The following is a 21,497-nucleotide window of genomic DNA, read 5'->3' as shown; positions in this document are numbered from 1 at the left end:
CCTTGTCGCCGGTCGGCGTACTCCTGACGCCGCCCTGACCCGGCGGGCCTCAGTCCGGGTAGGCGTGCGTCTGGGCCGCCTTGACGGTGGCCCACACCTCGGCGCCGGGGTGCAGCCCGAGTTCCGCGGTGGCCACCGTGGTGAGGTCGGCGGCGAGCGGGAGTTCTCCCCGGACGTCCACGCGGATCTGGTCTCCGTGCGACTCCAGGCCGGCGACCCGGCCCTGCCACATGTTCCGGGCGCTGGAACCGGTGGGGCGCTCCCGGTGGAGGGTGACGGCGCCGGGCGGGAAGGCGACGAAGGCCGGGCCGGACAGTTCCTCCGTGGTGGTGATGGCGGGTCCGCCGTCGATCCGTACGGTGTGGCCGTCGGCGCGGCCCCGGTAGAGGTTGAGGCCGACGAGGTGCGCGATGTAGTCGGTGCGCGGGCGGCGGGCGATCTCGGCGGGGGTGCCCTCCTGCACGCAGCCGCCGTGCTCGATGACCACCAGCCGGTCGGCCAGCACCATGGCGTCCAGCGGGTCGTGGGTGACCAGGACGGCCACCGCCTCGAAGTCGGCCAGATGGCGGCGGAGTCCGGAGCGGACCTCCAGACGCGTGCGGGCGTCGAGCGCGGCCAGCGGCTCGTCCAGGAGCAGCAGCCGGGGCCTGGTCGCCAGCGCCCGGGCGAGGGCGACGCGCTGTGCCTGGCCGCCGGAGAGCCGGCGGGGCCGGGCCCCGGCGTGCTCGGCCAGGCCCATGCGCTCCAGCCACTCGGCGGCCTCGGCGCGGGCGCGCGCCTTGGGCACGCCGCGGCAGCGCGGACCGAAGGCGACGTTGTCCAGCGCCGACAGGTGCGGGAAGAGCAGGTAGTCCTGGAAGACCACGCCCACCGGCCGGGTCTCGGGAGGCGTCCCGTCCAGGGCGGCGCCGTCCAGCCGCAGGTGGCCGGCGGTCAGCGGGGTCAGCCCGGCCAGGGCCCGCAGCGCGGTGGTCTTGCCCGCGCCGTTGGGGCCGAGGAGGGCGAGCACCTCGCCGGGGGCGGCGGTGAGCGTCACGTCGAGGCGGAAGGCGCCGCGGTCGACGACCAGCCGGGCGTCCAGGCCCTGCGGGGCCGGGCCGCCGGTGGTGGCGGTCTTCTCCAGGGAGGTCATGGCGTGGTCATCCAGCGGTCGCGCAGTCCGGCCAGGACGGCGATCGAGACGGCGAGCAGCACCAGGCTGAGCGCGATGGCGGCGGCCGGGTCGCTCTGCAGGGCGAGGTAGACGGCGAGCGGCATCGTCTGCGTACGGCCGGGGAAGTTGCCCGCGAAGGTGATGGTGGCTCCGAACTCGCCGAGCGCCCGTGCCCAGGCCAGGACGGCTCCGGCGGCGATGCCGGGGGCGATCAGAGGCAGCGTCACTCGGCGGAAGGCGGTGAAGCGGGAGGCGCCGAGGGTGGCGGCGGCCTCCTCGTAGCGCGGGTCGGCGGCCCGCAGGGTGCCCTCGACGCTGATGACCAGGAACGGCATCGCGACGAAGGCCTCCGCGACGACGACGCCGGCCGTGGTGAAGGGCAGCGACACCCCGAACCACTGGTCCAGCCACCGCCCGGCGATGCCGTTGCGGCCCAGCGCCAGCAGCAGCGCCACACCGCCGACCACGGGCGGCAGCACCAGGGGCAGCGTCACCAGGGCGCGCACCAGCCGGCGCCCGGGGAACTCGGTGCGGGCCAGCAGCCACGCCAGGGGCACGCCCAGCACCAGGGTCACCGCGGTGGCGAGGGTGGCGCAGATCAGGGAGAGCCGTAGCGCCTGCCACACCCCGGGGCTGGTCAGCTGCGCGGGCAGTTCGCTCCACGGGGTGCGGACCAGCAGCCCGGCGAGCGGCAGCACGAGGAAGCCGAGACCGAGCAGGGCGGGCAGCAGCAGCGGCAGGGGCACCGGGGAGCGGTGGCCCCGCCGGCGGGCGGCGGGGCGCGGCCGGGACTCCAGGAGTTCGGGCACGCCGCGGCTGTGGCCGGTCACGGGGTGAGGAATCCCGCCTCGGTCAGCACCTTCCGGCCCTGGCCGGACCGGACGAGGGCGATGAAGGCCTCGGCGGCCCCGGCGTTGGGAGCGTCCTTGAGCAGGACGATCGGGTAGTCGTTGACGGTGCCGGCGGACTCGGGGAACTCCACGCCCTCCACCTTGCCGGCGGCGGCCTGCACGTCGGTCTTGTAGACCACGGACGCGTCGACCTCCTTCAGTTGCACCTTCGTCAGGGCGCTCTTGACGTCCTGCTCGTAGGAGGCCGGGGTGAGCCTCAGGCCGGCGCCGTCCAGCGCCTTCTGCGCCGCGGCGCCGCAGGGCACCTCCTTGGCGCACAGCGCGACCTTCAGCCCCGGCTCGGTGAGGTCCTCGAGCGTCGCGACGTTCTCGGGGTTGCCCGGGACGACCGCGATCTCCAGCTGGTTGCGCACGAAGGTGGCGGGCTCGCCGGCCGCGTCCTTGGCGTCGGTGACGATCTGCATGGTCTTGGGGGAGGCGGCGGCGAAGACGTCGGCGGGGGCGCCGGAGGTGATGCCGGCGGCGAGCGCGTCGCTGCCGCCGAAGTTGAACGTGACCTTGGTGCCGGGGTGTGCCGCCTCGAACTCCTCGCCCAGTTCGGTGAAGCTCTCCTTGAGGGAGGCGGCGGCGAAGACGGTGACCGTGCCCTTCACGTCGCCCGCGGAGGACGCGCCCGCCGAGGACGAACAGGCGCTGAGGGCCAGCAGCAGCGCGGTTCCTCCGACGGCCGGCTGAAGGGTCCGGCGGTGCGTGGGACGGGTCGTCACAGGACTGCTCCTCCGAGGCTCGATCTCTGCGGTGTCTCTACGGTGTCTCGACGACCACGTTGGTCGACTTGATGACGGCGACCGCCGGTGCGCCCGGCTCGAGCTTCAGCTCCTCGGCCGACTCCCGGCTGATCATGGACACCACGCGGAACGGGCCGGCCTGGATCTCGACCTGCGCGGAGACGTCGCCGAGGATCACCTCGGTGACGATGCCCGCGAAACGGTTGCGGGCCGAGGAGCCAGTGCGCGCGCGCTCCGTGCGGTTGAAGTCCCGGGCGAAGGCGGCCAGTACAGGGCCCTCGATGATGCGCCGGCCCTGCTCGTCGCGTTCCGCGCGCAGCCGTCCGGCGTCGACCCAGCGCCTGAGGGTGTCGGCGCTCACGCCCATCAATGCGGCCGCCTCGCCGATCCGGTAGGTGTGCATGACTCGATCATAGTGACGCAGATGCAAGTGGGAAGCCCATTAACTGATTGCATCTGCCGGGTTTAGCGACGTCAAGGGTTGCATCTGCGTTTCCGAGGCCTTCGAGGGCGGGTACGGTCATCGGGAGAGGTGGAAGCCAGTGACCGGGCTCGTCCTGAGCGGCGAAACCTGGCCCGCCCTGCCCCGCTCACCGTTCTCGACCCGCGCGCCTGGCCCCAGCACACGGCCCGGGTGAGCTTCGAGCACCGGACCGGCGGCGTGCAGCACCACCGTTTCGAGGGCCCGTTGCTCCACGAGGTGCTGTGATCGGCCGGTCCCGGCTCCGACCCCGGACGCCGCAAGGACCGAATGCGCTTCCTCATCGCCGTCACCGGGGCGGAGGGCCACCGCGCGCTGCTGTCCTGGGCCGAGATCGACCCGGACCCCGGGCAGGCCCGCGTCCTGCTCGCCACCCGCATCGACGGCACCCCGCTGGACGCGCGGGGCCCGCAACCGGTGCTGCCCCAGGACCGCTGCGGGGCCCGGCACATCAGCGGCCTCACCGCCGTCCGCGTGGACGGCGGGTACGGCGGGTACGGCGGAGGCCCGGCGGCCGAAGGCGACGAAGGCGTGTGAGCGGGCACTACGATCGGCGGAATGCGCCCCTCCCCCGCCGGCCTGGTCCGTGAGTTCCACACCGCCTTCGGCCTCGACGCCCGTCCCCGTCCGACCGAGATCGCGCCCGAGTACGCGGCGCACCGGCAGGACCTGCTGGCCGAGGAGGTGGCGGAGGTCGCCGAGGCCTCGGAGCACGGTCCCCTGGACCACCTCGCGCACGAACTGGCCGACGTGGTCTACGTCGCGTACGGCACCGCGCTGGTGCACGGCATCGACCTGGACGCGGTCATCGCGGAGATCCACCGCGCCAACATGAGCAAGCTCGGCCCCGACGGGCGCCCGACCCTGCGGGCCGACGGCAAGGTCCTCAAGGGCGAGCACTACCAGGCCCCGGACGTCGCGGCGGTCCTGCGCGCCCAGGGCTGGGCCCCCGCCGGGGAGTGATGCGCCGGCGCGGCGTGTGCGGCCGTGAGCCGTGCCGCTTCGCCGGCCGGAGCCCGTGGACGTCGCTCCGCAGGGCGCGCGGGCCGACGCCCGGGGACGGCTCACCCCGGCCCTCCCCCTCCGCCGCGGTGGGAGGGAGAATCAGGGGCATGACGGAGCGCAAGCCACCGGGCGTCCCCTTCGAGTCCTGGGTCGACAAGCAGATCCGGGAGGCGACGGAACGCGGCGCCTTCGACGACCTGCCCGGGGCCGGGAAGCCCCTGGCCTCCCTCGACAGGCCCTACGACGAGCTGTGGTGGATCAGGGAGAAGATGGCCCGCGAGGGGCTGTCCCACCTCCCGGCGAGCCTCAGGCTGCGCAAGGAGGTGGAGGACGCGATGGACGCCGCCTCCCGCGCCCCCTCTGAACGCGAGGTGCGCCGCATCGTCGAGGAGGCCAACGAGAAGATCCGTGCGGGCATCCGCACCCCGATGGACGGTCCGCCGCTCAACCTCGTCCCGTACGACGTGGAGGACGTCGTCGCACGGTGGCGCGCGGAGCGCGACTGAGTCACCCGCGCCGCGAGCCCTGGTGACCGGGCAGCGGGACGGACTGTTCGCGGCGGTTCCGGTGACCTCCCGTTCCGCGCCGCGGGCCCCCGGTTGCGGGGTCCGGCGGGCTGAAAAATAGTCGGACTGTGAAAGGGCGGCCACGGGTCAGCATCCCGGAGGGGCTCCGTGCGCGGTTCGCGGACCTGCCGGGGCGGGCGCGCGCCCTGCGGGAGGACACCGAGCGGCGGTTCCCCATCGTCACCCGGCTCGCCGCCCGGCTGCTGAGCGTCAACGTGCTCGACGCGGCCACCCGGTTGGCCGCCCAGGCCTTTCTGACCGCCGTGCCACTGCTGTTCGTCATCGCGTCCCTCGCCCCGGAGAGCGTGCGCAAGGAACTCCTCGACTCGCTGGTGCGGGTGCTGGGGCTCTCCGGTCCCGCCCGTGAACAGCTGCGCTCGGTCTACGAGTCCGATCCGGGGAGCCTGCGCCAGACGGTGGGGGTGGTGGGCATCCTGATGGCCCTGCTGTCGGCGACGGCCTGCAGCCGGGCGATGCAGCGGGTGTGCGAACGCGCCTGGCACCTGCCGAAGTCGGCGGCGCGGATCGCGGCCTGGCGCTGGTTCGCCTGGGTGTGCGCGGCGCTGGTCTACCTGGCGATACAGGGGCCGCTGCGGGAGGGCTTCGGCGCGGGCCGCTGGCTCGGTGTCCCGCTGTCCCTGGTGAGCGCGGTGGGGATCTGGTGGTGGACCCAGCACCTGCTGCTGGGCGGCCGGATCGGCTGGTGGCCGCTGCTGCCGGGGGCGCTGCTCACGGCGGTGCTCCTGGAGGCCGCCGTCTTCGCCGCGCCGCTGTACGTGCCGAAGGCGCTCAACCGCAGCCTGCAGGCGTACGGCTCGCTGGGGTCGGTGTTCACCCTGCTGTCCGGCCTGATCGCGCTGTGCGTCGTGGCGACCGTCTGCCTCACCGTCGGCGCGGTGTTCCACGGCGACGAGCCGGCGCCCGGGGCGACGCCCGCCGTGCCTGCCGCGCCCGGCCCGCCGGGGGAGGGCCGGGCGGGCGGCGGTCAGGCGGTCGGTGAACGCTCCGGCCTGTAGTGGGAGAGCGCCCAGATGATGAAGATGTCGAGCGCGATGAGGATGATCGACCAGAACGGCAGGTAGGGCAGGTACAGGAAGCTCACGATGATGCCCAGGCCCGCCAGGACGACACCCGTGATCCGTGACCAGAGCGCGGCGCCGCTGAGGAGTCCGGTGCCCGTGACCACCAGGAGCACGCCGAGGACCAGGTGGATCCATCCCCAGGCGGTCAGGTTGAACTTGTAGACGTAGTCGCCGATCCGCGCGTACACGTTGTCCGCGGCGATCCCCGAGATGCCCTGGAAGATGGCCAGGACGCCGTCGACGAGCAGCAGGACGCCGGCGAAGGTGACGCCGCCGTGCGCCCACGCGCTGTGGTTGCCGCTCTTGGGTGCGGGTGCGGGTGTGGGTGTGGTGCCGGTGGCTGCCATGGCTGCCTCCTCGCGGTGATGGTGCTTCAGTGCCGCAGCGCCCGCTCCACCTGGGCCTTGACCGTGCCCGTCAGGTCGCGGTTGCTGCGTACCGTGGCCTCGCCGGACTTCTGCGGGGCCACGTCCGCGACGTTGACCACGGCGGCGTCGAGGAGGTTCCCGCTGGTGTCGCGGAAGGTCACCTCGACGGTGTAGGTGGCCTGCTTGTCGCCGCTGTTGGTGGCCGTGACCGTGGTGGTGGCCTTGCCGCCCTCGACGGTCACGGGGTCGAGTGCGACGTCGCCCTTCGCGTTGACGCCGTTCTTGATCTTCGCCAGCTGGGACTGCGCGGCGGCGGTCGCCGAGGCGACGGCCTCCGCGCCCTCGGACACCAGAGAGGACGCGGCGGACGCGGCCTTCGACGCCTTCTCGGCGGGGGTGCTCTCGTTGTCCGAGCAGGCGCTCGCCGCCAGCGCGGTGGCTGACAGTACGACCGCCGCGCACATCGCACGGCCCCGGTACGGCCTCGTCATTCCCTACCTCCACAGTTTCATGCGCCTCAAATGGCACATAATTCACAATACGGATTAAATTGCCGTGTCGCGTGGTGAAGAGAGGCGGCGGTGGCATGGCGGGTGCGACGCCCGAAGGGCGTGACGATCTCGCCGAACTGCGCGCCCGGCTGTCGGCACTGGAGGCGCGGGAGAACGTTCCCGCAGGCGCCGGACCGCAGGCCCCGCCGCCTCACCGGCGACCCGTCCGGGCGTTCTTCTCGGCCCTGTTCATCGTCGTGGCCTGCGTCTTCGTGCCGCTGAGCGCGCTGGCCGTCTGGGTGGACTCCGAGGTCGGCGACACCGGCCGCTACGTCGCCACCGTCGCGCCCCTGGCGAGCGACCCCGCCGTGCAGGACGCCGCCGCCAACCGGATCACGTCCGTGGTGATGCAGCACATCGACGTCAAAAGCCTTCTGGACGAGGTCGCCCCGCAGGACCGCCCCCGCCTCGACCAGCTCCTCGGCCGCGTCTCCGGCCCGCTGACCAGCGGCATCGAGAGCCTGGTGCACTCGACGGCGGAGAAGGTCGTGCGCAGCGACGCCTTCGAGAAGGTCTGGACCGACGCCAACCGCAGGATCCACGGCTCGCTGGACAAGGCGCTGACCGGCCAGGGCGGCGGCGCGGTCAAGCTCACCAACGACACGGTGGCCGTCGACCTCGCCCCCGTCATCGACCAGGTCAAGCAGCGGCTGGTCGACGGGGGCCTGACCATCGCCGCGAAGATCCCCGAGGTCCACACCGACTTCACCGTCGTCCGCTCCGAGAAGGTCGGAAAGATCAGGACCGCCTTCCGGCTCCTGCAGCTCGCCGGCTTCTGGCTGCCGATCGTCACCGTCGTCCTCGCGGCCGCGGGCGTGCTGCTCGCCCTCCGCCGGCGCCGCGCCCTGGTCGCCGCCGCGCTGGGCTTCGCCGCCGCCGCCCTCGTACTCGGCGCCGCGCTGACCGTCTTCCGGGCGATCTACCTCGACGCGCTGCCCGCGAGCGTCGACCAGCAGGCCGCCGGGACGGTCTACGACACCCTGATCCGCTTCCTGCGCCAGACCGTCCGCGCCGTGTTCGTGCTCGGTGTCGTCGTCGCGCTGGGCGCCTGGCTGAGCGGGCCCGGGCGGTACGCCCGCCGCACCCGCGGGGTGTGGGAGTCGGTGCTGGGCGGCGCGGGCGACGCGGCGCACCGGGTGGGGCTGCGGACCGGCCACGTCGGCCCCTGGCTGGTGCGCCACAAACCGCTGGTCGGCTGGATCGTCGTGGCGGCCGCGGCCCTCGCGCTCGCCTTCTGGTCCTACCCGACCGGCTGGGTCGTCCTCGGGCTGGCCCTCGCCGTCGTCCTCGTCCTCGCCGTCGTGGAGTTCCTGGCCAGGCCCGACTGACCGCTCACCCGATCGGCCGCCCCGCGCTGCGCGGGGAAGGCCGCCGCCGGAGGCTGACGGGAGGGCCCGCCGGCGGAGGAGACCAGCGATGAGCCAGACGCAGCCGGCGGGCCGCCGATGACCTTCGGTCTGGCACGCCGCCAGGTGCGGCCGCGGGTGCCGCTGCGGCACGGCGAGGGGGACCGCTCCCTGCTCACCAGCACGCAGGGGCTCGCCGCGCTGTCGCTGGACGCCCTCAGCTCGGTGGCGTACGGCCCGGAGGCCATCGTCGTCGTGCTGATCGCCGCCGGGACCGCGGCGCTGACCGTGACGCTGCCCGTCATGCTGGTCATCGCCGGACTGCTGGTCGTCCTGGTCATCTCGTACGGGCAGGTCATCGCGGTGCACCCGGACGGCGGCGGCTCCTACGCCGTGGCCAAGAAGGACCTCGGGGCACGGGCGAGCCTGCTGGCGGCGGGCAGTCTCGTCGTCGACTACGTGCTCACCGTCGCCGTCAGCCTGGCCGCCGGCGCCGCAAGCCTCGCCTCGGCGTTCCCCTCGCTCACCCCGTACCTGCTGGAGATCTGCCTCGGCGGGCTGGCCCTGCTCACCCTGGTGAACCTGCGCGGCGTCGCCGACAGCGCTCGGGTGCTGATGCTGCCCGCGGCGCTGTTCGTCCTGTGCATCGGCGGGATCGTCGTCGCCGGGCTGCTGCGCGCCCACCCCGCGGCGGTCGTCGGCAGCCCGCAGCCCGTCCACGCGACGGAGGCGCTGAGCGTGCTGCTGGTCCTGAAGGCCTTCTCCTCCGGCTGCTCCGCCCTGACCGGGGTGGAGGCCATCGCCAACTCCGTGCCCGCCTTCCGGCCGCCCAAGGTGCGCCGCGCCCAGCGCACGGAACTGATGCTCGGCGTCCTGCTGGGACTCATGCTGATCGGGCTGGCGTTCCTCATCCGCCGGGACGAGGTCGCCCCGCGCGGCGGCGTGACCCTGCTGGCCCAGCTGACCGCGGGCTCCTTCGGCACGGGATGGCCGTACTACGCCGGCAATCTGCTGGTCACCCTCGTCCTCGGACTGGCCGCCAACACCAGCTTCGGCGGCCTGCCGGTCCTGATGAGCCTGCTCGCCCGCGACAACCGGCTGCCCCACGTCTTCGGGCTGCGCGCCGAGCGGCCGGTCTACCGCTACGGGGTCGTCGCCCTGGCGGTCGTGGCCGCGCTGCTGCTCGTAGCCGTCGACGCGCAGACGCAACGGCTCATCCCGCTCTACGCCGTCGGGGTGTTCACCGGCTTCACCATCAGCCAGACCGGGCTCGTCCGGCACTGGGCGGGGGCGCGCCCGAGCGGCTGGGTGCCGCGCGCGGCGCTCAACGGACTGGGCGCCCTGCTGACCGCGCTGGCCGGGGTGATCCTGGTGACCACCAAGTTCACCGAGGGCGCCTGGATGGTCGTCGTCGTGGTGCCGCTGCTGATGCTGCTCTTCGCCCGCATCGAGCATTACTACACGGAGGTCGGCAGGGAACTCGCCCTCGGCACCGTCCCCGACCGGCCGCGACGCACCGACAGCCTGGTCATCGTCCCCCTCGGCGGGGTCAGCCGGCTCGCCCGGCACGCGCTGACCGCGGCCATCGCCCTCGGCGACGAGGTCGTCGCGGTCACCGTCGAACCCGACCAGGCCAAGGCGCGCGAACTGCTCGACACGTGGGCCCGCTGGCAGCCCGGCGTCCGCCTCGACGTCCTCGAGAGCCCGCACCGCTCACTGGTGCTGCCGATCCTCTCCTACGTCCGCCGCATGTCGAAGGACGGCCGCCAGATCGCCGTCCTCATCCCCGAGATCCAGCCGCGCCACGCCCGCTACCGCATCCTGCAGAACCAGCGCGGCATCCTCCTCGCCACGATCCTGCGCTCCCGCACCGACGCCGTCGTCTGCCTCCTGCCGTACCGGCTGGACATCTGACGCCGAGAGGAGCCCCGGGGGGGCCTCCTCGCGGGCACGGTGGTGCGCCTACCATCGCCGCCGTGAGAACCGAAGCGCACACGGGCGGCCGGGTCCTGGTCGCCGACGACGACGCGGCCATACGCCGGTCCCTGCAACGGGGGCTGCGCCTGGAGGGCTTCTCGGTGAGCCTGGCCGACGGCGGCAGGGCCGCGCTCGCCGCCGTCCGCGACGGGGCGCCGGACGTGGTCGTCCTCGACATCTCCATGCCCGACCTCAGCGGGATCGAGGTGTGCCGCACGCTGCGCGAGGAGGACGACGACGTTCCCGTCCTGATGCTCTCCGCCCTGGACGAGGCCGCCGACCGGGTCGCCGGACTGCAGGCGGGCGCGGACGACTACCTGGTCAAGCCGTTCGCGCTGCAGGAACTGGTGCTGCGGCTGCGGGCGCTGCTGCGCCGCCGTCCTCCCGCCGCCGGCGGGAGGGTACGCGCCGGGGGCCTGGTCGTCGACCCCGCGACGCGGGAGGCCCGGCTCGACGGGGAGCTCCTGGCGCTGACCCGGCGGGAGTTCGAGCTGCTGGAGGCCTTCGCGCGCAACGCGGGCCTGGTGCTCACCCGCGACCAGCTGCTGGAACGGGTCTGGGGCTACGACTTCGACGTGCGCACGGACGCCGTGGACACCTTCGTCAGCTATCTGCGGCGCAAGACGGAGGCGGGCGGGAGGCCGCGGATCCTGCACACGGTGCGGGGCGTCGGCTTCGTCCTGCGGGACGACCGGGACGACCGGGACGGCCGGGACTGCCGGGACGGCCGTGGCGGCCCGGCATGAGGCTGTCCACAAGGGTCGCGCTCGCCGTGGGCGTGGTCGTCCCGCTGCTCGTCCTCGCCTCCGGCGTGCTGCTGATCCGGCTGGTCGCCGCCGACCTGCACGCACAGCAGGACGCCCACCTGCGCGAGCGCGCCGCGGCCGTCGCGACGGACGCCAAGGCCCTGCTGCGGGCCACCGCCGCGGACCGCCCGGCGGCCGAACAGGCGCGTACGCGGAGGCTGTTCAGCTCCGCGCTCGACGTGGGCATCCGGCTGACCGGCCCCGAGGGCACGGTGTCGGGCGGTCCCCAGCCGGACGCGTCCGCGGCGCTGCCCGCCCGGGCGCCCTCACCGGTCACGATCCGGGCCGGCGGTGCCCGCTGGCGTGTGCTGTCGGTGCCGGTGAACGGGAGCCGCAAGGGCGTCCGGGGCACCCTCTGGCTGTTCTCGCCGGACGCGGCCACGAAGACCCAGGTGGAGCAGGTGCGCCGCCGCGTGGTGACGGTCGCGCTGCTGGCCGCCCCCGTGTCCGCGCTGCTGGCCTGGGCCGCGGCGGGCCGAGCCGTCCGCCCGCTGCGCCGGCTCCAGCAGCGCGCGAGCGGCCTCGACCCGCGCGTCAGCTCCGTACGTCTGGACCACGCCCCGACCCGGATCACCGAGGTCGACGACCTGGCGCGCACCCTGCAGACCGTGCTCGCCCGCTACGACGAGCAGGCCGCCAGGACCGGCGAGGCGCTCGCCACCGCCCGCTCCTTCGCCGCGGCCGCCTCCCACGAGCTGCGCAACCCGCTGATGAGCATGGGCACCAACCTCGACGTCCTCGCCGGTCACCCGGACCTGCCGGCCGCCGAACGCCACGAGATCGTGGACGACCTGGGTGCCGAACACGCCCGCGTGCTGGGCCTGCTGGTCATGCTGCGCGCCCTCGCCCAGGGCGACCTGGTAGAGGAGGACGCCTTCGGACCGGTCGACGCGGCCGAACTCGTCGACGCCTCCGCCGCCGGCCTCAGGCGGCGCCACCCCGGGGCGAGGGTCGAGGTGACGGCCGCGCCCGGGCTCCTCGTCCACGGCTGGGAGCAGGGACTTCGGTCCATGACGGACAACCTGCTGACCAACGCCGCCGTCCACGGCGCCGCTCCGGGAGGGCGGCCCGACGTCGAGGTGACGCTGCGGCGCGGCGGGGACGGGCACGCCCCGGCCGTCGTCCTCACCGTCGACGACCACGGGCCCGGCATCCCGCCCGGGGCGCGGGCCGCCGTCTTCGCCCGCTTCCACCGGCGCGCGGACAGCCCGGGCTCCGGGCTCGGACTCACCCTGGTCGCCCAGCAGATCGCACTGCACCGGGGGACGATCGCCGTGCTCGACCGGCCCGACGGCGCGCCGGGCACCCGCTTCGAGGTGCGCCTGCCGCTCAGCGGCGTCCGCGACGGCGGGCAGCCGACGCTGCCGCTGCCGCGCCGCGACTGGCTGTCCGGGCGGGCGGGGGAGCCGCGGGAGCCACAAGGTTTCCACAAGGACGCCCCCTAACGTCCGTCGCGAAGGCGCTCCGCGCCTCCGACCCGAAGGAGGACGTCATGCGACACCGCACCACCGTCGTGGCCCTGGCCACCGTCGTCACCCTGCTGGGCCTCGCCGGCCCGGCCACCGCCGACGGCAAGGGCACCCCCGCCCCGGCCGCCACCCCCACCGGGGACGGCGCCAAGGGCCTGTGCAAGCGCGCCGGGAAGATCGACGCGCGCATCGACCGGGCACTGAAGCGGCTGAACGGGCCCGTCACCCGGCGCGGTTCGATCGAGCGGCTGGAGAAGCGGGTCGCCAACGCCCGGGCCGCCGGGCACGACGAGATCGAGACCTACCTCGACGACCGGCTGACCTTCCGCAAGTCCCTGCTGCCGACATTGGAGAAGCGCCGCACCGACCTCGCGCGGGTCCGCAGCTGGTGCGACTCCCACGACAACGGCGCCGCCTCGTGACCCGCCGCCTCGCCGCGCTCGCCGCGGCCGCGGCGGCCTGCGCGGGACTGCTGGCCGCCTGCGGTCCCTCCGGCGGCCCGGCCTCGGCCCCCACCGCCCCGGCGGCCGGGGCCCCGTCGGCACCCGCGGACTTCACCCGCATCGTCGACGACGCGGAGAGCGCCGCCGCCGCGGCGGACGCCGACGCGGCACGCGGCGACGGCTGACGCGAGCCCGCCCGCCCCGGCACGCGGCCCCGCCCGCGAGCGACCGGCCGCCCCGCTCCCGACTCAGGGCCCGGAGGCGGACTCCAGACGGCGGCGGACGGTGTCCCGGTCCGGGGCGGGCGGGGGCACGCGCTGGGTTCCCACCGCGATGTCCTTGAAGCCACTGGACGTGGACACGCACACCACGGGCCCGTCGAAGCGGTCCGCGCCGTACTGGCGCAGGCCGGCCAGCCCGGCCGCGGCGGACAGCTCCGTCCACAGGCCCGCGCGGGCCAGTTCGCTGCGGGCCGCGACCAGTTCGGGGTCGGCGACGAGCAGGGCCTCCCCGCCGCTGTCGCGTATCGCCCGGACACCGCGGTAACCCCCCACCTGGCAGGCGATGGAATACGCGTCCGTCGCGCCGACCGGCACGGTGACCGCGGGCAGGCCCCGGCGGATGGCGGCGGCGAGCGGGCCGCCCGCGGCGGGCTCGCAGCTGAACAGGCGCGGGACGGCGCAGGCCAGGCCGAGGCGGTGGAGTTCGGCGAAGCCCTTGGCGACGCCGAAGAGCAGTTCCGAGGGTAGTGGCCCCGGACCCGGGGCTCACCTGGCACGTCACGTAGAGTGCGGCTTCTGTGCCCGACCGTTCCCGCCGACTCCCGAGGTGACCGTGATGGACGACGACGCGTCCGCCCCCGTGGCCGTCGTCGGTATCGGCGCCGACGGCTGGGCCGGACTGACCGCGGCGTCGCGGGAGGCGCTCACCGGTGCCGCGGTCGTCGTCGGCGGCCCGCGCCAGCTCGAACTGCTGCCCCCCGAGGTCACCGCCGAGCGGGTCGCCTGGCCGTCGCCGCTGCGGCCGGCCGTGCCGGGGCTGATCGCCGCCCACGCGGGGCGCCGGATCGCGGTGCTGGCCAGCGGCGACCCCATGTTCCACGGCATCGGTCGGACGCTCGGCGAGGTGCTGGGCGCGGAGCGGCTGCGGGTGCTCCCGCACTCCTCGTCGGTGTCGTACGCCTGCGCGCGGCTCGGCTGGGCGGTGGAGGACACCGATGTGGTGAGCCTGGTCGGGCGGCCGCTGCCCGCGCTGGCGGGCGCGCTGCACGACGGGCGCCGGGTGCTGGTGCTGAGCCGGGACGCGGACACCCCCGCCGCGGTGGCCGGGCTGCTGCGCGAACGGGGCTACGGCGCGAGCCGGTTGCGGGTGCTGGAGCAGCTGGGCTCGGCCCGCGAACGGATCGTGGACGGCACCGCCGGCGACTGGCCGCACCCGCCCGGCGATCCGCTGAACGTCGTCGCGGTCGAGTGCGCCGCGGACCCCGCCGCACCGCGGCTGGGCCTGGTCCCCGGGCTTCCGGACACGGCGTACGAGCACGACGGGCAGCTCACCAAGCGCCACGTACGGGCCGCGACCCTCGCCGCGCTCGCGCCCGCGCCCGGCGAGCTGCTGTGGGACGTGGGCGGCGGTTCGGGCTCGATCGCCGTCGAGTGGATGCGGGCGCACCGCACCTGCCACGCGGTCACCGTGGAGCGCGACGCCGTCCGCGCGGAGCGCATCGGGCGGAACGCGGTCGCGCTCGGCGTCCCGGCGCTGCGGGTGGTGACCGGGGCCGCCCCGGCGGCGCTGGACGGACTGCCCGTCCCCGACGCCGTCTTCGTCGGCGGCGGGCTCACCGCGCCCGGCCTCCTGGAGGCCTGCTGGGCGGCCCTGCGCCCGGGCGGGCGGCTGGTCGCCAACACCGTCACGCTGGAGTCCGAGGCCCTGCTCGCCCGCTGGTACGCACGGTACGGGGGCGAGCTCGTCCGGCTCGCCGTCGCGCACGCCGCCCCGGTCGGCGGCTTCACGGGCTGGCGCCAGGCCATGCCCGTCACCCAGTGGTCCGCCGTCAAACCCGCGGGAGCGCAGCCATGACCGTCCACTTCATCGGCGCCGGACCCGGCGCCGCCGACCTGATCACCCTGCGCGGCCTGCGGATCCTGGCGGCCAGCAAGGTGTGCCTGTACGCGGGGAGCCTCGTTCCCCGCGAACTGCTCGCCGAGTGCCCGCCGGACGCGCGGCTGGTGGACACGGCGCAGCTCACGCTCGACCGGATCACCGAGGAGCTGGTCCGCGCCCACGAGGAGGGCCACGACGTGGCCCGGCTGCACTCGGGCGACCCCTCCGTGTTCAGCGCCGTCGCCGAGCAGATGCGCCGACTCGACGCGGCCGGAGTCCCGTACGAGGTCGTCCCCGGCGTCCCCGCGTTCGCGGCGGCCGCGGCCGCCCTGAAGCGGGAGCTGACGGTGCCGACCGTCGGCCAGACCGTCATCCTCACCCGGGTCGCGCAGCAGGCCACGCCCATGCCGGAGGGCGAGGACCTGGCGACCCTGGGCCGCAGCGGCGCGCTGATGGTGCTGCACCTGGCGGCCCGCTACGTCGACCGTGTGGTGGCCGAACTCACCCCGCACTACGGGGCGGACTGCCCGGCGGCCGTCGTCGCGATGGCCTCGCGCCCCGGCGAGCTGGTGCTGCGCGGGACGCTCGCGGACATCGCGGACCAGGTGAAGGCGGCCGGTGTGGTCCGAACGGCGGTCATCATCGTGGGCCGCACGCTGGGCGCGGAGCAGTTCCGCGACAGCCACCTGTACTCGGCCGAGCGGGTCCACCGCCACGCGACGGAGTGCGGCGCCTCCTCGTAGGGGCAGTCGCTTCCGTCGGTCACCGGGTGGTGGGACCGGCTGACGTCGGCTTCCGCACCGCTCGCGCCCTTGGGGCGCACAGCGCCGGCCGCGGACGGGAGGGTGGTCTGCCTTGTCTGCGATGTGCGGCTGGGCGCGTGGCGGGCGTTCAGGCGCCGGAGCGGGGTGCCTTTCCGTTCGCCTGGGGTCTCGTTGCCGTCCGCGGGTGCGGACGGCCGCTGCCACGCCGTCCGTGGGTGGTGGGCGCGCCCGCCGTGACCCGCGTCTGCGGGTACTCCAGGATGCTGCCGACCCGTCGGCGGGAGATCGGAGCCCAGCGACGCGCCCCGCCCCGCGGGTGGGCCTCAGCCCGCGCGGCCGACGATCGTCCCGGCGCGGTCGACGCAGAGGACGTCGACCGCGACGGGCGCCTCGCGGAGGACGCCCATGGCGGTGCGGCGGGCGGCCTCGGCGACGAGGTCGCCGAGCGGGACGCCGCGGGCGAGGCACGACTGCACGGCCTGCAGGCCGGTGTTGGCGTGGGCGACGGCCTCGGCCAGGGTCTCGTCCGCGCCGCCGCGACGGGCCAAGTCGGCGAGGAAGGCCTTGTCGACCTGGGAGCGGGAGGAGTGCAGGTCGAGGTGGCCCGCGGCCAGTTTGGAGAGCTTGGCGAAACCGCCCGCGATCGTGAGCCGCGGCACGGGGTGGCGGCGCAGGTACTTCAGCACGGCGCCCGCGAAGTCCCCCATGTCGAGCAGCGCGTCCTCGGGCAGGCCGTGAACGGCGACGGCCACCTTCTCGGAGGTCGACCCCGTGCAGCCCGCGACGTGCGTGCGGCCGGCCGCGCGTGCCACGTCCACCCCGCGCCGGATGCTGTCGATCCAGGCCGAGCAGGAGTACGGCACCACGATGCCGGTGGTGCCGAGCACCGACAGCCCGCCGAGGATGCCGAGCCGCGGGTTCCAGGTGCGGCGCGCCAACTCCTCGCCGCCGTCTATGGAGACGGTGATCTCGGCGTCGCAGACGGCGCCGTGGCGGGCGGCCACCTCCGCGAGGTGCTCGCGCATCATCATGCGCGGGACGGGGTTCACCGCGGGTTCGCCGACGGCCAGCGGGAGGCCGGGGCGGGTGACCGTGCCGACACCCGGACCGGCGCGGAAGACGACCCCGCTGCCCGGGGCGCCGTGGCGCACCGTGGCCCGGACCAGGGCGCCGTGGGTGACGTCGGGGTCGTCGCCGGCGTCCTTCACGACGCCGGCCATGGCCCGGCCGGGGCCGCGCTCCTCCACCGCGAGGGCGAAGGCGGGCCGCTGCCCCTTGGGCAGGGTGATCGTCACCGGGTCGGGGAACTCGCCGCCCAGCAGGGCGGTGTACGCGGCGGTGGCGGCCGCCGTCGCGCAGGCGCCGGTGGTCCAGCCGTGCCGCAGCCCGGTCCGTTCCAGCTGGGCGCTCCGGCCGCCGCTCACCGCGCACCGTAGGGTGCGGGGATGACCGGCAGACAGCGGCACGTCCTCGTCCTGGGCGGCACCACCGAGGGGCGCCGCCTCGCGGAGGCGCTGGCCGCCGACCCGGCGGCGTGGCGGGTGACCAGCTCGCTCGCGGGACGGGTGGAACGGCCGCGGCTGCCGCCCGGGGAGGTGCGCACCGGCGGTTTCGGCGGCCCGGCGGGGCTCGCGGCGTGGCTGAGCGCGCACGCGGTCGACGTGGTCATCGACGCCACCCATCCTTTCGCCGGGACGATGTCCTTCAACGCCGCCGAGGCGGCCTCGGCCACCCATGTTCCCCTGCTCGCCCTGCGCCGCCCCGGCTGGGTCGCCGGTCCCGGGGACCGCAGGCACCCGGTGGCCTCACTGGCCGAGGCTGCGCGCGTGCTGCCGGGGCTCGGGCGGCGGGTCTTCCTCACCACGGGCCGTACGGGGCTGGGGGCGTTCGCCGAAGTCACCGACCTGTGGTTCCTGGTGCGCTCGGTGGATGCCCCGGAGCCGCCGCACCCGCCGCTGATGGAGGTGCTGCTGGACCGGGGCCCGTTCACCCTGGGCGGGGAGCTGGAGCTGATGCGCCGGCACCGCGTGGACGTGCTGGTCACCAAGGACAGCGGCGGCACCGCCACCGCGCCCAAGCTCGCGGCCGCCCGCGAACTGGGCCTGCCCGTGGTCGTCGTGGAGCGCCCGCCCGTCCCCGGGGGCGTGCCCGTCGTCCCGGACGTGCCGGGCGCGCTGGAGTGGCTCCGCGCGCGCACGGCCTGAGCCAGGAGCCCCGGCGTCAGGCCGGGTACCGCCGGGGCGTCCACACCACCGTGGTGCCGTCGCCGCGCCGTACCGTCCTCGTCTGCGAGGAGCCGACCAGCAGCACGCACCGCATGTCGACGGTCGCCGGGTCCAGGTCCTCCAGCGTCGTGACCCGTACGGCCTGCTCGGGGCCGCCTACGTCCCGCGCGACGACCACGGGCGTACCCGGCACACGGCCCTCGCGCAGCACCTTCAGCGCGTTCTCCAACTGCGTCCGGCGGCTGCGGGAGGCCGGGTTGTAGAGGGCGAGCACGAGGTCGGCGGACGTGGCGGCGCGCAGCCGCTCCTCGACGACCGTCCAGGGCTTGAGCCGGTCGGAGAGCGAGACGACCGCGTAGTCGTGGCCGAGGGGCGCGCCCGCGAGCGCCGCCGCCGACTGGGCGGCGGTGATGCCGGGCACGACCCGCACCCGGACGCCGAGGTAGGGCTCGGCGGAGGCGGCCTCCAGGACGGCCGTGGCCATGGCGAAGACACCCGGGTCGCCCGAGGACACCACGGCGACCCTCCGCCCGCGCCGGGCGAGGTCGAGGGCGAACTCGGCGCGTTCGGCCTCGACGCGGTTGTCGGAGGCGTGCCGCAACTGCCCGGGGCGGACCGGCACCCGGTCCATGTAGGTGGTGTAGCCGACGAGTTCGTCGGCTCCGGCGAGCGCGGACCTCGCCTCCGGCGTCAGCCACATCGGCCCGGCCGGCCCGAGCCCGACGACCACGACCTCGCCGTCCGCCGGGGACGGTTCCGCGGCGGGCCGCTCGTCGACGCGGCTGGGCAGCACGGCGACGGCGAAGTAGGGCACGGACTCCGGGTCGACGTCGGCCAGCATCTCCCGGCGCTCGGCGTCCATCGTGGCCCGTTCGACGTAGTACGCGTCCTCCAGCCGTCCGGCCGTCTCCAGGGCCCGGCGCACGGCGGGGAAGGTGCGGCCGAGTTTCATCACGGCCGCCGCGTCCGCCGTCGCGAGGCGCGCGGCGAGCTCCTCCTCCGGCAGGGTGCCGGGCAGGATCGTCAGCACCTCCTCGCCCTCCACCAGGGGCCGCCCGATGCGGGCGGCGGCGGCGCTGACGGAGGTGACGCCGGGGATCACCTCGGCGGGGTAGCGGTCGGCGAGCCGCTTGTGCATGTGCATGTACGAGCCGTAGAAGAGCGGATCCCCCTCCGCGAGCACGGCGACGGTGCGCCCGGCGTCCAGGTGCGCGGCGAGGAGTTCCGCGGACTCGGCGTAGAAGTCGTCCAGCGCGCCCCGGTAGCCGCCGGGGTGGTCGGTGGTCTCGGTCGTCACCGGGTACATCAGCCGCTCCTCGATCTGCTCGGGGCGGATGTGCGCCGCGGCGATGGAGCGGGCGATGCTGCGGCCGTGCCGGGCGCAGTGGTACGCGATGACGTCGGCGGAGCGGATGACGTCCACGGCCCGCACGGTCATCAGGGAGGGGTCGCCGGGGCCGAGACCCACTCCGTACAGACGGCCGGTGGTCATACAATTTCGCTTTCGGTCGCAAGGGCGTTGAGGGCGGCGGCCGCCAGGGCGCTGCCGCCGCGCCGGCCCCGCACCACCAGGTGCTCCAGGCCGGAGGGGTGCGCGGCCAGGGCGTCCTTGGACTCGGCGGCGCCGACGAAGCCGACGGGCACGCCGATGACCGCGGCGGGACGCGGTGCGCCCGCCTCGATCATCTCCAGCAGCCGGAACAGGGAGGTCGGGGCGTTGCCGACGGCGACGACGGCGCCTTCCAGGCGGTCCCGCCACAGTTCCATGGCGGCGGCGCTGCGGGTGGTGCCGAGTTCGGCGGCGAGGGCCGGGACGGCGGGGTCGGAGAGGGTGCAGACCACCTCGTTGTCCGCGGGCAGCCGTTTGCGGGTGACGCCGCTGGCGACCATCTGCACGTCGCAGAGGATCGGCGCCCCGGCGCGCAGCGCGGCGCGCGCGTCCGCGACCACCGACGGGCTGTAGGCCAGGTCCCGTACGAGGTCGGTCATGCCGCAGGCGTGGATCATGCGGACGGCGACCTGCGCCACGTCCGGTGGCAGACCGTCGAGTTCCGCCTCGGCGCGGATGATGGCAAAGGACTGACGGTAGATCTCCGGTCCGTCCTTCTCGTACTCGATCACGTCGTCCTCGGGGGTGGTGGGGTGCTGGTGCGGCGGGCGGTGTCCAGGGCGGCGGGCAGATCCGCCGCGGACAGGTCCGCGGCGGTGGCGTCGGAGGCGGCGCCGGCCACGGCGACGCGGTAGCGGCCGTCGGCGCCGGCGAGCACGTCGACCCACGAGCCGTCCGGGTGGCCGCAGCGGCGTTCGCAGCCGGAGAAGTGCGCGGGCAGCAGGCGGTGCCCCGGCTCGGGGGCGGCGTCGCGCAGTGCGGCCCCGGCGTCGGCGCGGACGTCCGCCAGCGACTTGGCGCATCCCGGGCGTCCCGCGCAGGCGGTCACGCCGCGCCACGGGGACTCCTCGCCGGTCAGGAGGCCGGCCGCGGCCAGGCGGTCCAGCGCCTCCCGCGCGGCGGCGCGCGGCAGGCCCGGCAGGACGACACCGCGCCAGGGGGTGACCCGCAGCTCCCCGGCGCCGGTTCCGGCGATCCGCGCGAGCAGCCGCCAGGCCCCGGTGGTGAGACGGCCGAGGCGTACGCCCACGGACAGCGCGCAGGTGGTTCCGTCGGGGTGGGGAACGAGGCCGAGCGGGGGCGGGCCGCCGGCGGTGGTGTCCGGGGGCCCCGCGGGCGGGGCGCCTTCCGCACGCAGCAGCGCGGCGATCGCGGTGCCGTCCGGGTCGATGTCGGCGATCCGCCAGGCACGGGCGCCGCGTTCGGCGGCGAGCGTCAGGAAGGCCTCCGCGGCGCGCACCGCCCAGCGCGGCGCGTCGGCGGCCGGTACCAGCGCGACGGGCCGTCCGGCGAGGCGGAGTTCGGCCGTGGCTCCGCCGGGCCGCGCGATCGATGTCACATCGGCGCCGAGCGCGGCGGTGTCGCCGCGGCCGTCGTCGAGGGCGAAGAGGAAGCGCCCCGAGAGCCCGGCGGCGGCCGGGCTCGCGCACAGCAGGGCGTCCATGTCCCGTATCAGGACCCGCAGGTCGCCGTGGCCCCGGCCGTCGAGTCCGGCGAGCGGGGAGGCGACGAGGTTGCGGGCCCGTTCGTGGGCCCACGAGGGCAGCAGTCCGGCCTCGCCGAGCAGTGCCGCCAGCTCCGTCCCCGCGCCGGGGTCGCGGAGCCCGCGCACCTGCAGGTTCCCGCGGGAGGTGAGGTCGATGCGGCCGTCGCCGAGGCGGTCCGCGGCGGTCGCCGCAGCCTCGGCCTGACCTAGCGTCAGCAGGCCGCCGGGGACGCGGATCCGGGCCAGGGCGCCGTCGTCGGCGGCGTGCAGCCGCAGTGCTCCGGGGCAGGCGTCGTCGCGTCCGCGCCCCGCCGTCGCTGCGGCGAAGGCGCCGCTCACGGGGGGATCGGAGGGCGACGGCATGGCCGCGAGCATACCTGCGGGTACTCCGGGGACGTGTGGCCCGAGGGGTCCTTCCGGCAGGCCC

Annotated in this window: 25 protein-coding genes; 14 read left to right on the top strand and 11 right to left on the bottom strand. The window is 75.3% G+C overall.

Features of this window, described 5'->3' with window-relative positions; all coding sequences use genetic code 11:
* Nucleotides 1-49 precede the first annotated feature (49 nt).
* Genes B085_RS0113595 through B085_RS0113580 form a run of 4 tightly spaced genes read right to left on the bottom strand, consistent with a single transcriptional unit; the run spans nt 50 to nt 3,195 of the window.
* Nucleotides 50-1,132 carry an ABC transporter ATP-binding protein gene (locus tag B085_RS0113595; RefSeq protein ID WP_018559114.1) on the bottom strand — a complete coding sequence of 361 codons (1,083 nt, stop codon included), beginning with the start codon at nt 1,130-1,132 and terminating at the stop codon, nt 50-52.
* Nucleotides 1,129-1,983: an ABC transporter permease gene (locus B085_RS0113590; protein WP_018559113.1), complete on the bottom strand. Its 855-nt coding sequence runs from the start codon at nt 1,981-1,983 to the stop codon at nt 1,129-1,131. The genes B085_RS0113595 and B085_RS0113590 overlap by 4 nt, the downstream gene beginning before the upstream one ends.
* Entirely contained in the window at nt 1,980-2,771 is a 792-nt protein-coding gene (gene modA / locus B085_RS0113585; protein ID WP_018559112.1) for a molybdate ABC transporter substrate-binding protein, read from the bottom strand. The genes B085_RS0113590 and modA overlap by 4 nt, the downstream gene beginning before the upstream one ends.
* A gap of 37 nt (nt 2,772-2,808) precedes the next feature.
* On the bottom strand, nt 2,809-3,195 hold the full coding sequence (locus B085_RS0113580; RefSeq protein ID WP_018559111.1) for a TOBE domain-containing protein: 387 nt from the start codon (nt 3,193-3,195) through the stop codon (nt 2,809-2,811).
* Between the two features lie 129 nt (nt 3,196-3,324).
* Here B085_RS0113580 and B085_RS51890 point away from each other — a divergent pair, with 129 nt between their 5' ends.
* The 5 genes from B085_RS51890 (at nt 3,325) to B085_RS0113560 (ending at nt 5,860) form a co-directional block, all read left to right on the top strand.
* Nucleotides 3,325-3,501, top strand: coding sequence for a hypothetical protein (locus tag B085_RS51890; RefSeq protein WP_018559110.1), 177 nt, complete (start codon nt 3,325-3,327; stop codon nt 3,499-3,501).
* A gap of 42 nt (nt 3,502-3,543) precedes the next feature.
* A complete protein-coding gene (locus tag B085_RS51885; RefSeq protein WP_018559109.1) occupies nt 3,544-3,810 on the top strand; it encodes a hypothetical protein in 267 nt (88 codons plus the stop codon).
* Between the two features lie 21 nt (nt 3,811-3,831).
* The gene (locus B085_RS0113570) at nt 3,832-4,236 is read left to right on the top strand and encodes a MazG nucleotide pyrophosphohydrolase domain-containing protein (RefSeq protein WP_018559108.1); all 405 of its coding nucleotides are present in this window, start codon (nt 3,832-3,834) and stop codon (nt 4,234-4,236) included.
* Between the two features lie 149 nt (nt 4,237-4,385).
* The gene (locus tag B085_RS0113565; RefSeq protein ID WP_018559107.1) at nt 4,386-4,784 is read left to right on the top strand and encodes a DUF1992 domain-containing protein; all 399 of its coding nucleotides are present in this window, start codon (nt 4,386-4,388) and stop codon (nt 4,782-4,784) included.
* 128 nt (nt 4,785-4,912) lie between these two features.
* On the top strand, nt 4,913-5,860 hold the full coding sequence (locus B085_RS0113560; RefSeq protein WP_018559106.1) for a YhjD/YihY/BrkB family envelope integrity protein: 948 nt from the start codon (nt 4,913-4,915) through the stop codon (nt 5,858-5,860).
* Here the strand turns inward: B085_RS0113560 and B085_RS0113555 are convergent.
* Both B085_RS0113555 and B085_RS49260 read right to left on the bottom strand, forming a co-directional pair.
* On the bottom strand, nt 5,830-6,273 hold the full coding sequence (locus B085_RS0113555; RefSeq protein WP_018559105.1) for a DUF7144 family membrane protein: 444 nt from the start codon (nt 6,271-6,273) through the stop codon (nt 5,830-5,832). The two genes, B085_RS0113560 and B085_RS0113555, sit on opposite strands and share 31 nt — an antisense overlap.
* Before the next feature lie 26 nt (nt 6,274-6,299).
* Nucleotides 6,300-6,785 carry a hypothetical protein gene (locus B085_RS49260; RefSeq protein ID WP_026251007.1) on the bottom strand — a complete coding sequence of 162 codons (486 nt, stop codon included), beginning with the start codon at nt 6,783-6,785 and terminating at the stop codon, nt 6,300-6,302.
* 95 nt (nt 6,786-6,880) lie between these two features.
* Between B085_RS49260 and B085_RS42275 the strand changes: the two genes are divergently transcribed.
* From B085_RS42275 to B085_RS42270, 6 genes are all read left to right on the top strand, one after another.
* On the top strand, nt 6,881-8,173 hold the full coding sequence (locus tag B085_RS42275) for a hypothetical protein (RefSeq protein ID WP_018559103.1): 1,293 nt from the start codon (nt 6,881-6,883) through the stop codon (nt 8,171-8,173).
* Nucleotides 8,174-8,290: 117 nt separating this feature from the next.
* A complete protein-coding gene (locus B085_RS0113540) occupies nt 8,291-10,105 on the top strand; it encodes an APC family permease (protein ID WP_018559102.1) in 1,815 nt (604 codons plus the stop codon).
* Nucleotides 10,106-10,167: 62 nt separating this feature from the next.
* Nucleotides 10,168-10,914: a response regulator transcription factor gene (locus tag B085_RS0113535; RefSeq protein WP_018559101.1), complete on the top strand. Its 747-nt coding sequence runs from the start codon at nt 10,168-10,170 to the stop codon at nt 10,912-10,914.
* Nucleotides 10,911-12,419 carry a sensor histidine kinase gene (locus B085_RS0113530; RefSeq protein WP_026251006.1) on the top strand — a complete coding sequence of 503 codons (1,509 nt, stop codon included), beginning with the start codon at nt 10,911-10,913 and terminating at the stop codon, nt 12,417-12,419. Before B085_RS0113535 ends, B085_RS0113530 begins: the two co-directional genes overlap by 4 nt.
* Nucleotides 12,420-12,466: 47 nt before the next feature.
* Nucleotides 12,467-12,865, top strand: coding sequence for a hypothetical protein (locus tag B085_RS0113525; protein ID WP_018559099.1), 399 nt, complete (start codon nt 12,467-12,469; stop codon nt 12,863-12,865).
* Nucleotides 12,862-13,071, top strand: coding sequence for a hypothetical protein (locus tag B085_RS42270; protein ID WP_018559098.1), 210 nt, complete (start codon nt 12,862-12,864; stop codon nt 13,069-13,071). Before B085_RS0113525 ends, B085_RS42270 begins: the two co-directional genes overlap by 4 nt.
* 63 nt (nt 13,072-13,134) lie before the next feature.
* Here the strand turns inward: B085_RS42270 and B085_RS42265 are convergent, their stop codons facing one another.
* Nucleotides 13,135-13,623: a pyridoxal-phosphate dependent enzyme gene (locus B085_RS42265; protein WP_078619883.1), complete on the bottom strand. Its 489-nt coding sequence runs from the start codon at nt 13,621-13,623 to the stop codon at nt 13,135-13,137.
* A 100-nt stretch (nt 13,624-13,723) separates the two neighbouring features.
* On the opposite strand from B085_RS42265, the gene B085_RS0113510 reads away from it, so the two are divergent.
* Together B085_RS0113510 and cobM are read left to right on the top strand one after the other, a co-directional pair.
* Nucleotides 13,724-14,962 carry a bifunctional cobalt-precorrin-7 (C(5))-methyltransferase/cobalt-precorrin-6B (C(15))-methyltransferase gene (locus B085_RS0113510; RefSeq protein ID WP_018559096.1) on the top strand — a complete coding sequence of 413 codons (1,239 nt, stop codon included), beginning with the start codon at nt 13,724-13,726 and terminating at the stop codon, nt 14,960-14,962.
* Entirely contained in the window at nt 14,959-15,729 is a 771-nt protein-coding gene (gene cobM / locus B085_RS0113505) for a precorrin-4 C(11)-methyltransferase (RefSeq protein ID WP_018559095.1), read from the top strand. Before B085_RS0113510 ends, cobM begins: the two co-directional genes overlap by 4 nt.
* 344 nt (nt 15,730-16,073) lie before the next feature.
* Here cobM and B085_RS0113500 read toward each other — a convergent pair whose 3' ends face one another.
* Nucleotides 16,074-17,174, bottom strand: coding sequence for a cobalt-precorrin-5B (C(1))-methyltransferase (locus B085_RS0113500; RefSeq protein WP_018559094.1), 1,101 nt, complete (start codon nt 17,172-17,174; stop codon nt 16,074-16,076).
* A gap of 21 nt (nt 17,175-17,195) precedes the next feature.
* Between B085_RS0113500 and B085_RS0113495 the strand changes: the two genes are divergently transcribed.
* Complete coding sequence (locus B085_RS0113495; RefSeq protein ID WP_018559093.1) at nt 17,196-17,954, top strand: cobalt-precorrin-6A reductase; 759 nt, start codon at nt 17,196-17,198, stop codon at nt 17,952-17,954.
* A gap of 16 nt (nt 17,955-17,970) precedes the next feature.
* On the opposite strand, the gene B085_RS0113490 is transcribed toward B085_RS0113495, so the two are convergent.
* The 3 genes from B085_RS0113490 to cobG are packed head-to-tail and all read right to left on the bottom strand — an operon-like array spanning nt 17,971 to nt 21,433.
* Nucleotides 17,971-19,467: a precorrin-2 C(20)-methyltransferase gene (locus B085_RS0113490; RefSeq protein ID WP_018559092.1), complete on the bottom strand. Its 1,497-nt coding sequence runs from the start codon at nt 19,465-19,467 to the stop codon at nt 17,971-17,973.
* Nucleotides 19,464-20,096 carry a precorrin-8X methylmutase gene (locus tag B085_RS0113485; RefSeq protein WP_018559091.1) on the bottom strand — a complete coding sequence of 211 codons (633 nt, stop codon included), beginning with the start codon at nt 20,094-20,096 and terminating at the stop codon, nt 19,464-19,466. The genes B085_RS0113490 and B085_RS0113485 overlap by 4 nt, the downstream gene beginning before the upstream one ends.
* On the bottom strand, nt 20,093-21,433 hold the full coding sequence (gene cobG, locus B085_RS42260; RefSeq protein ID WP_051102048.1) for a precorrin-3B synthase: 1,341 nt from the start codon (nt 21,431-21,433) through the stop codon (nt 20,093-20,095). Before cobG ends, B085_RS0113485 begins: the two co-directional genes overlap by 4 nt.
* Between the last annotated feature and the right edge of the window lie 64 nt (nt 21,434-21,497).

Origin of the sequence: Streptomyces sp. BoleA5, assembly GCF_000373665.1 — a bacterium.
Classification (GTDB): Bacteria; Actinomycetota; Actinomycetes; order Streptomycetales; family Streptomycetaceae; genus Actinacidiphila.
Note: the sequence above shows the minus strand (reverse complement) of the source record. Positions and strands in the feature narration are given on the sequence as shown.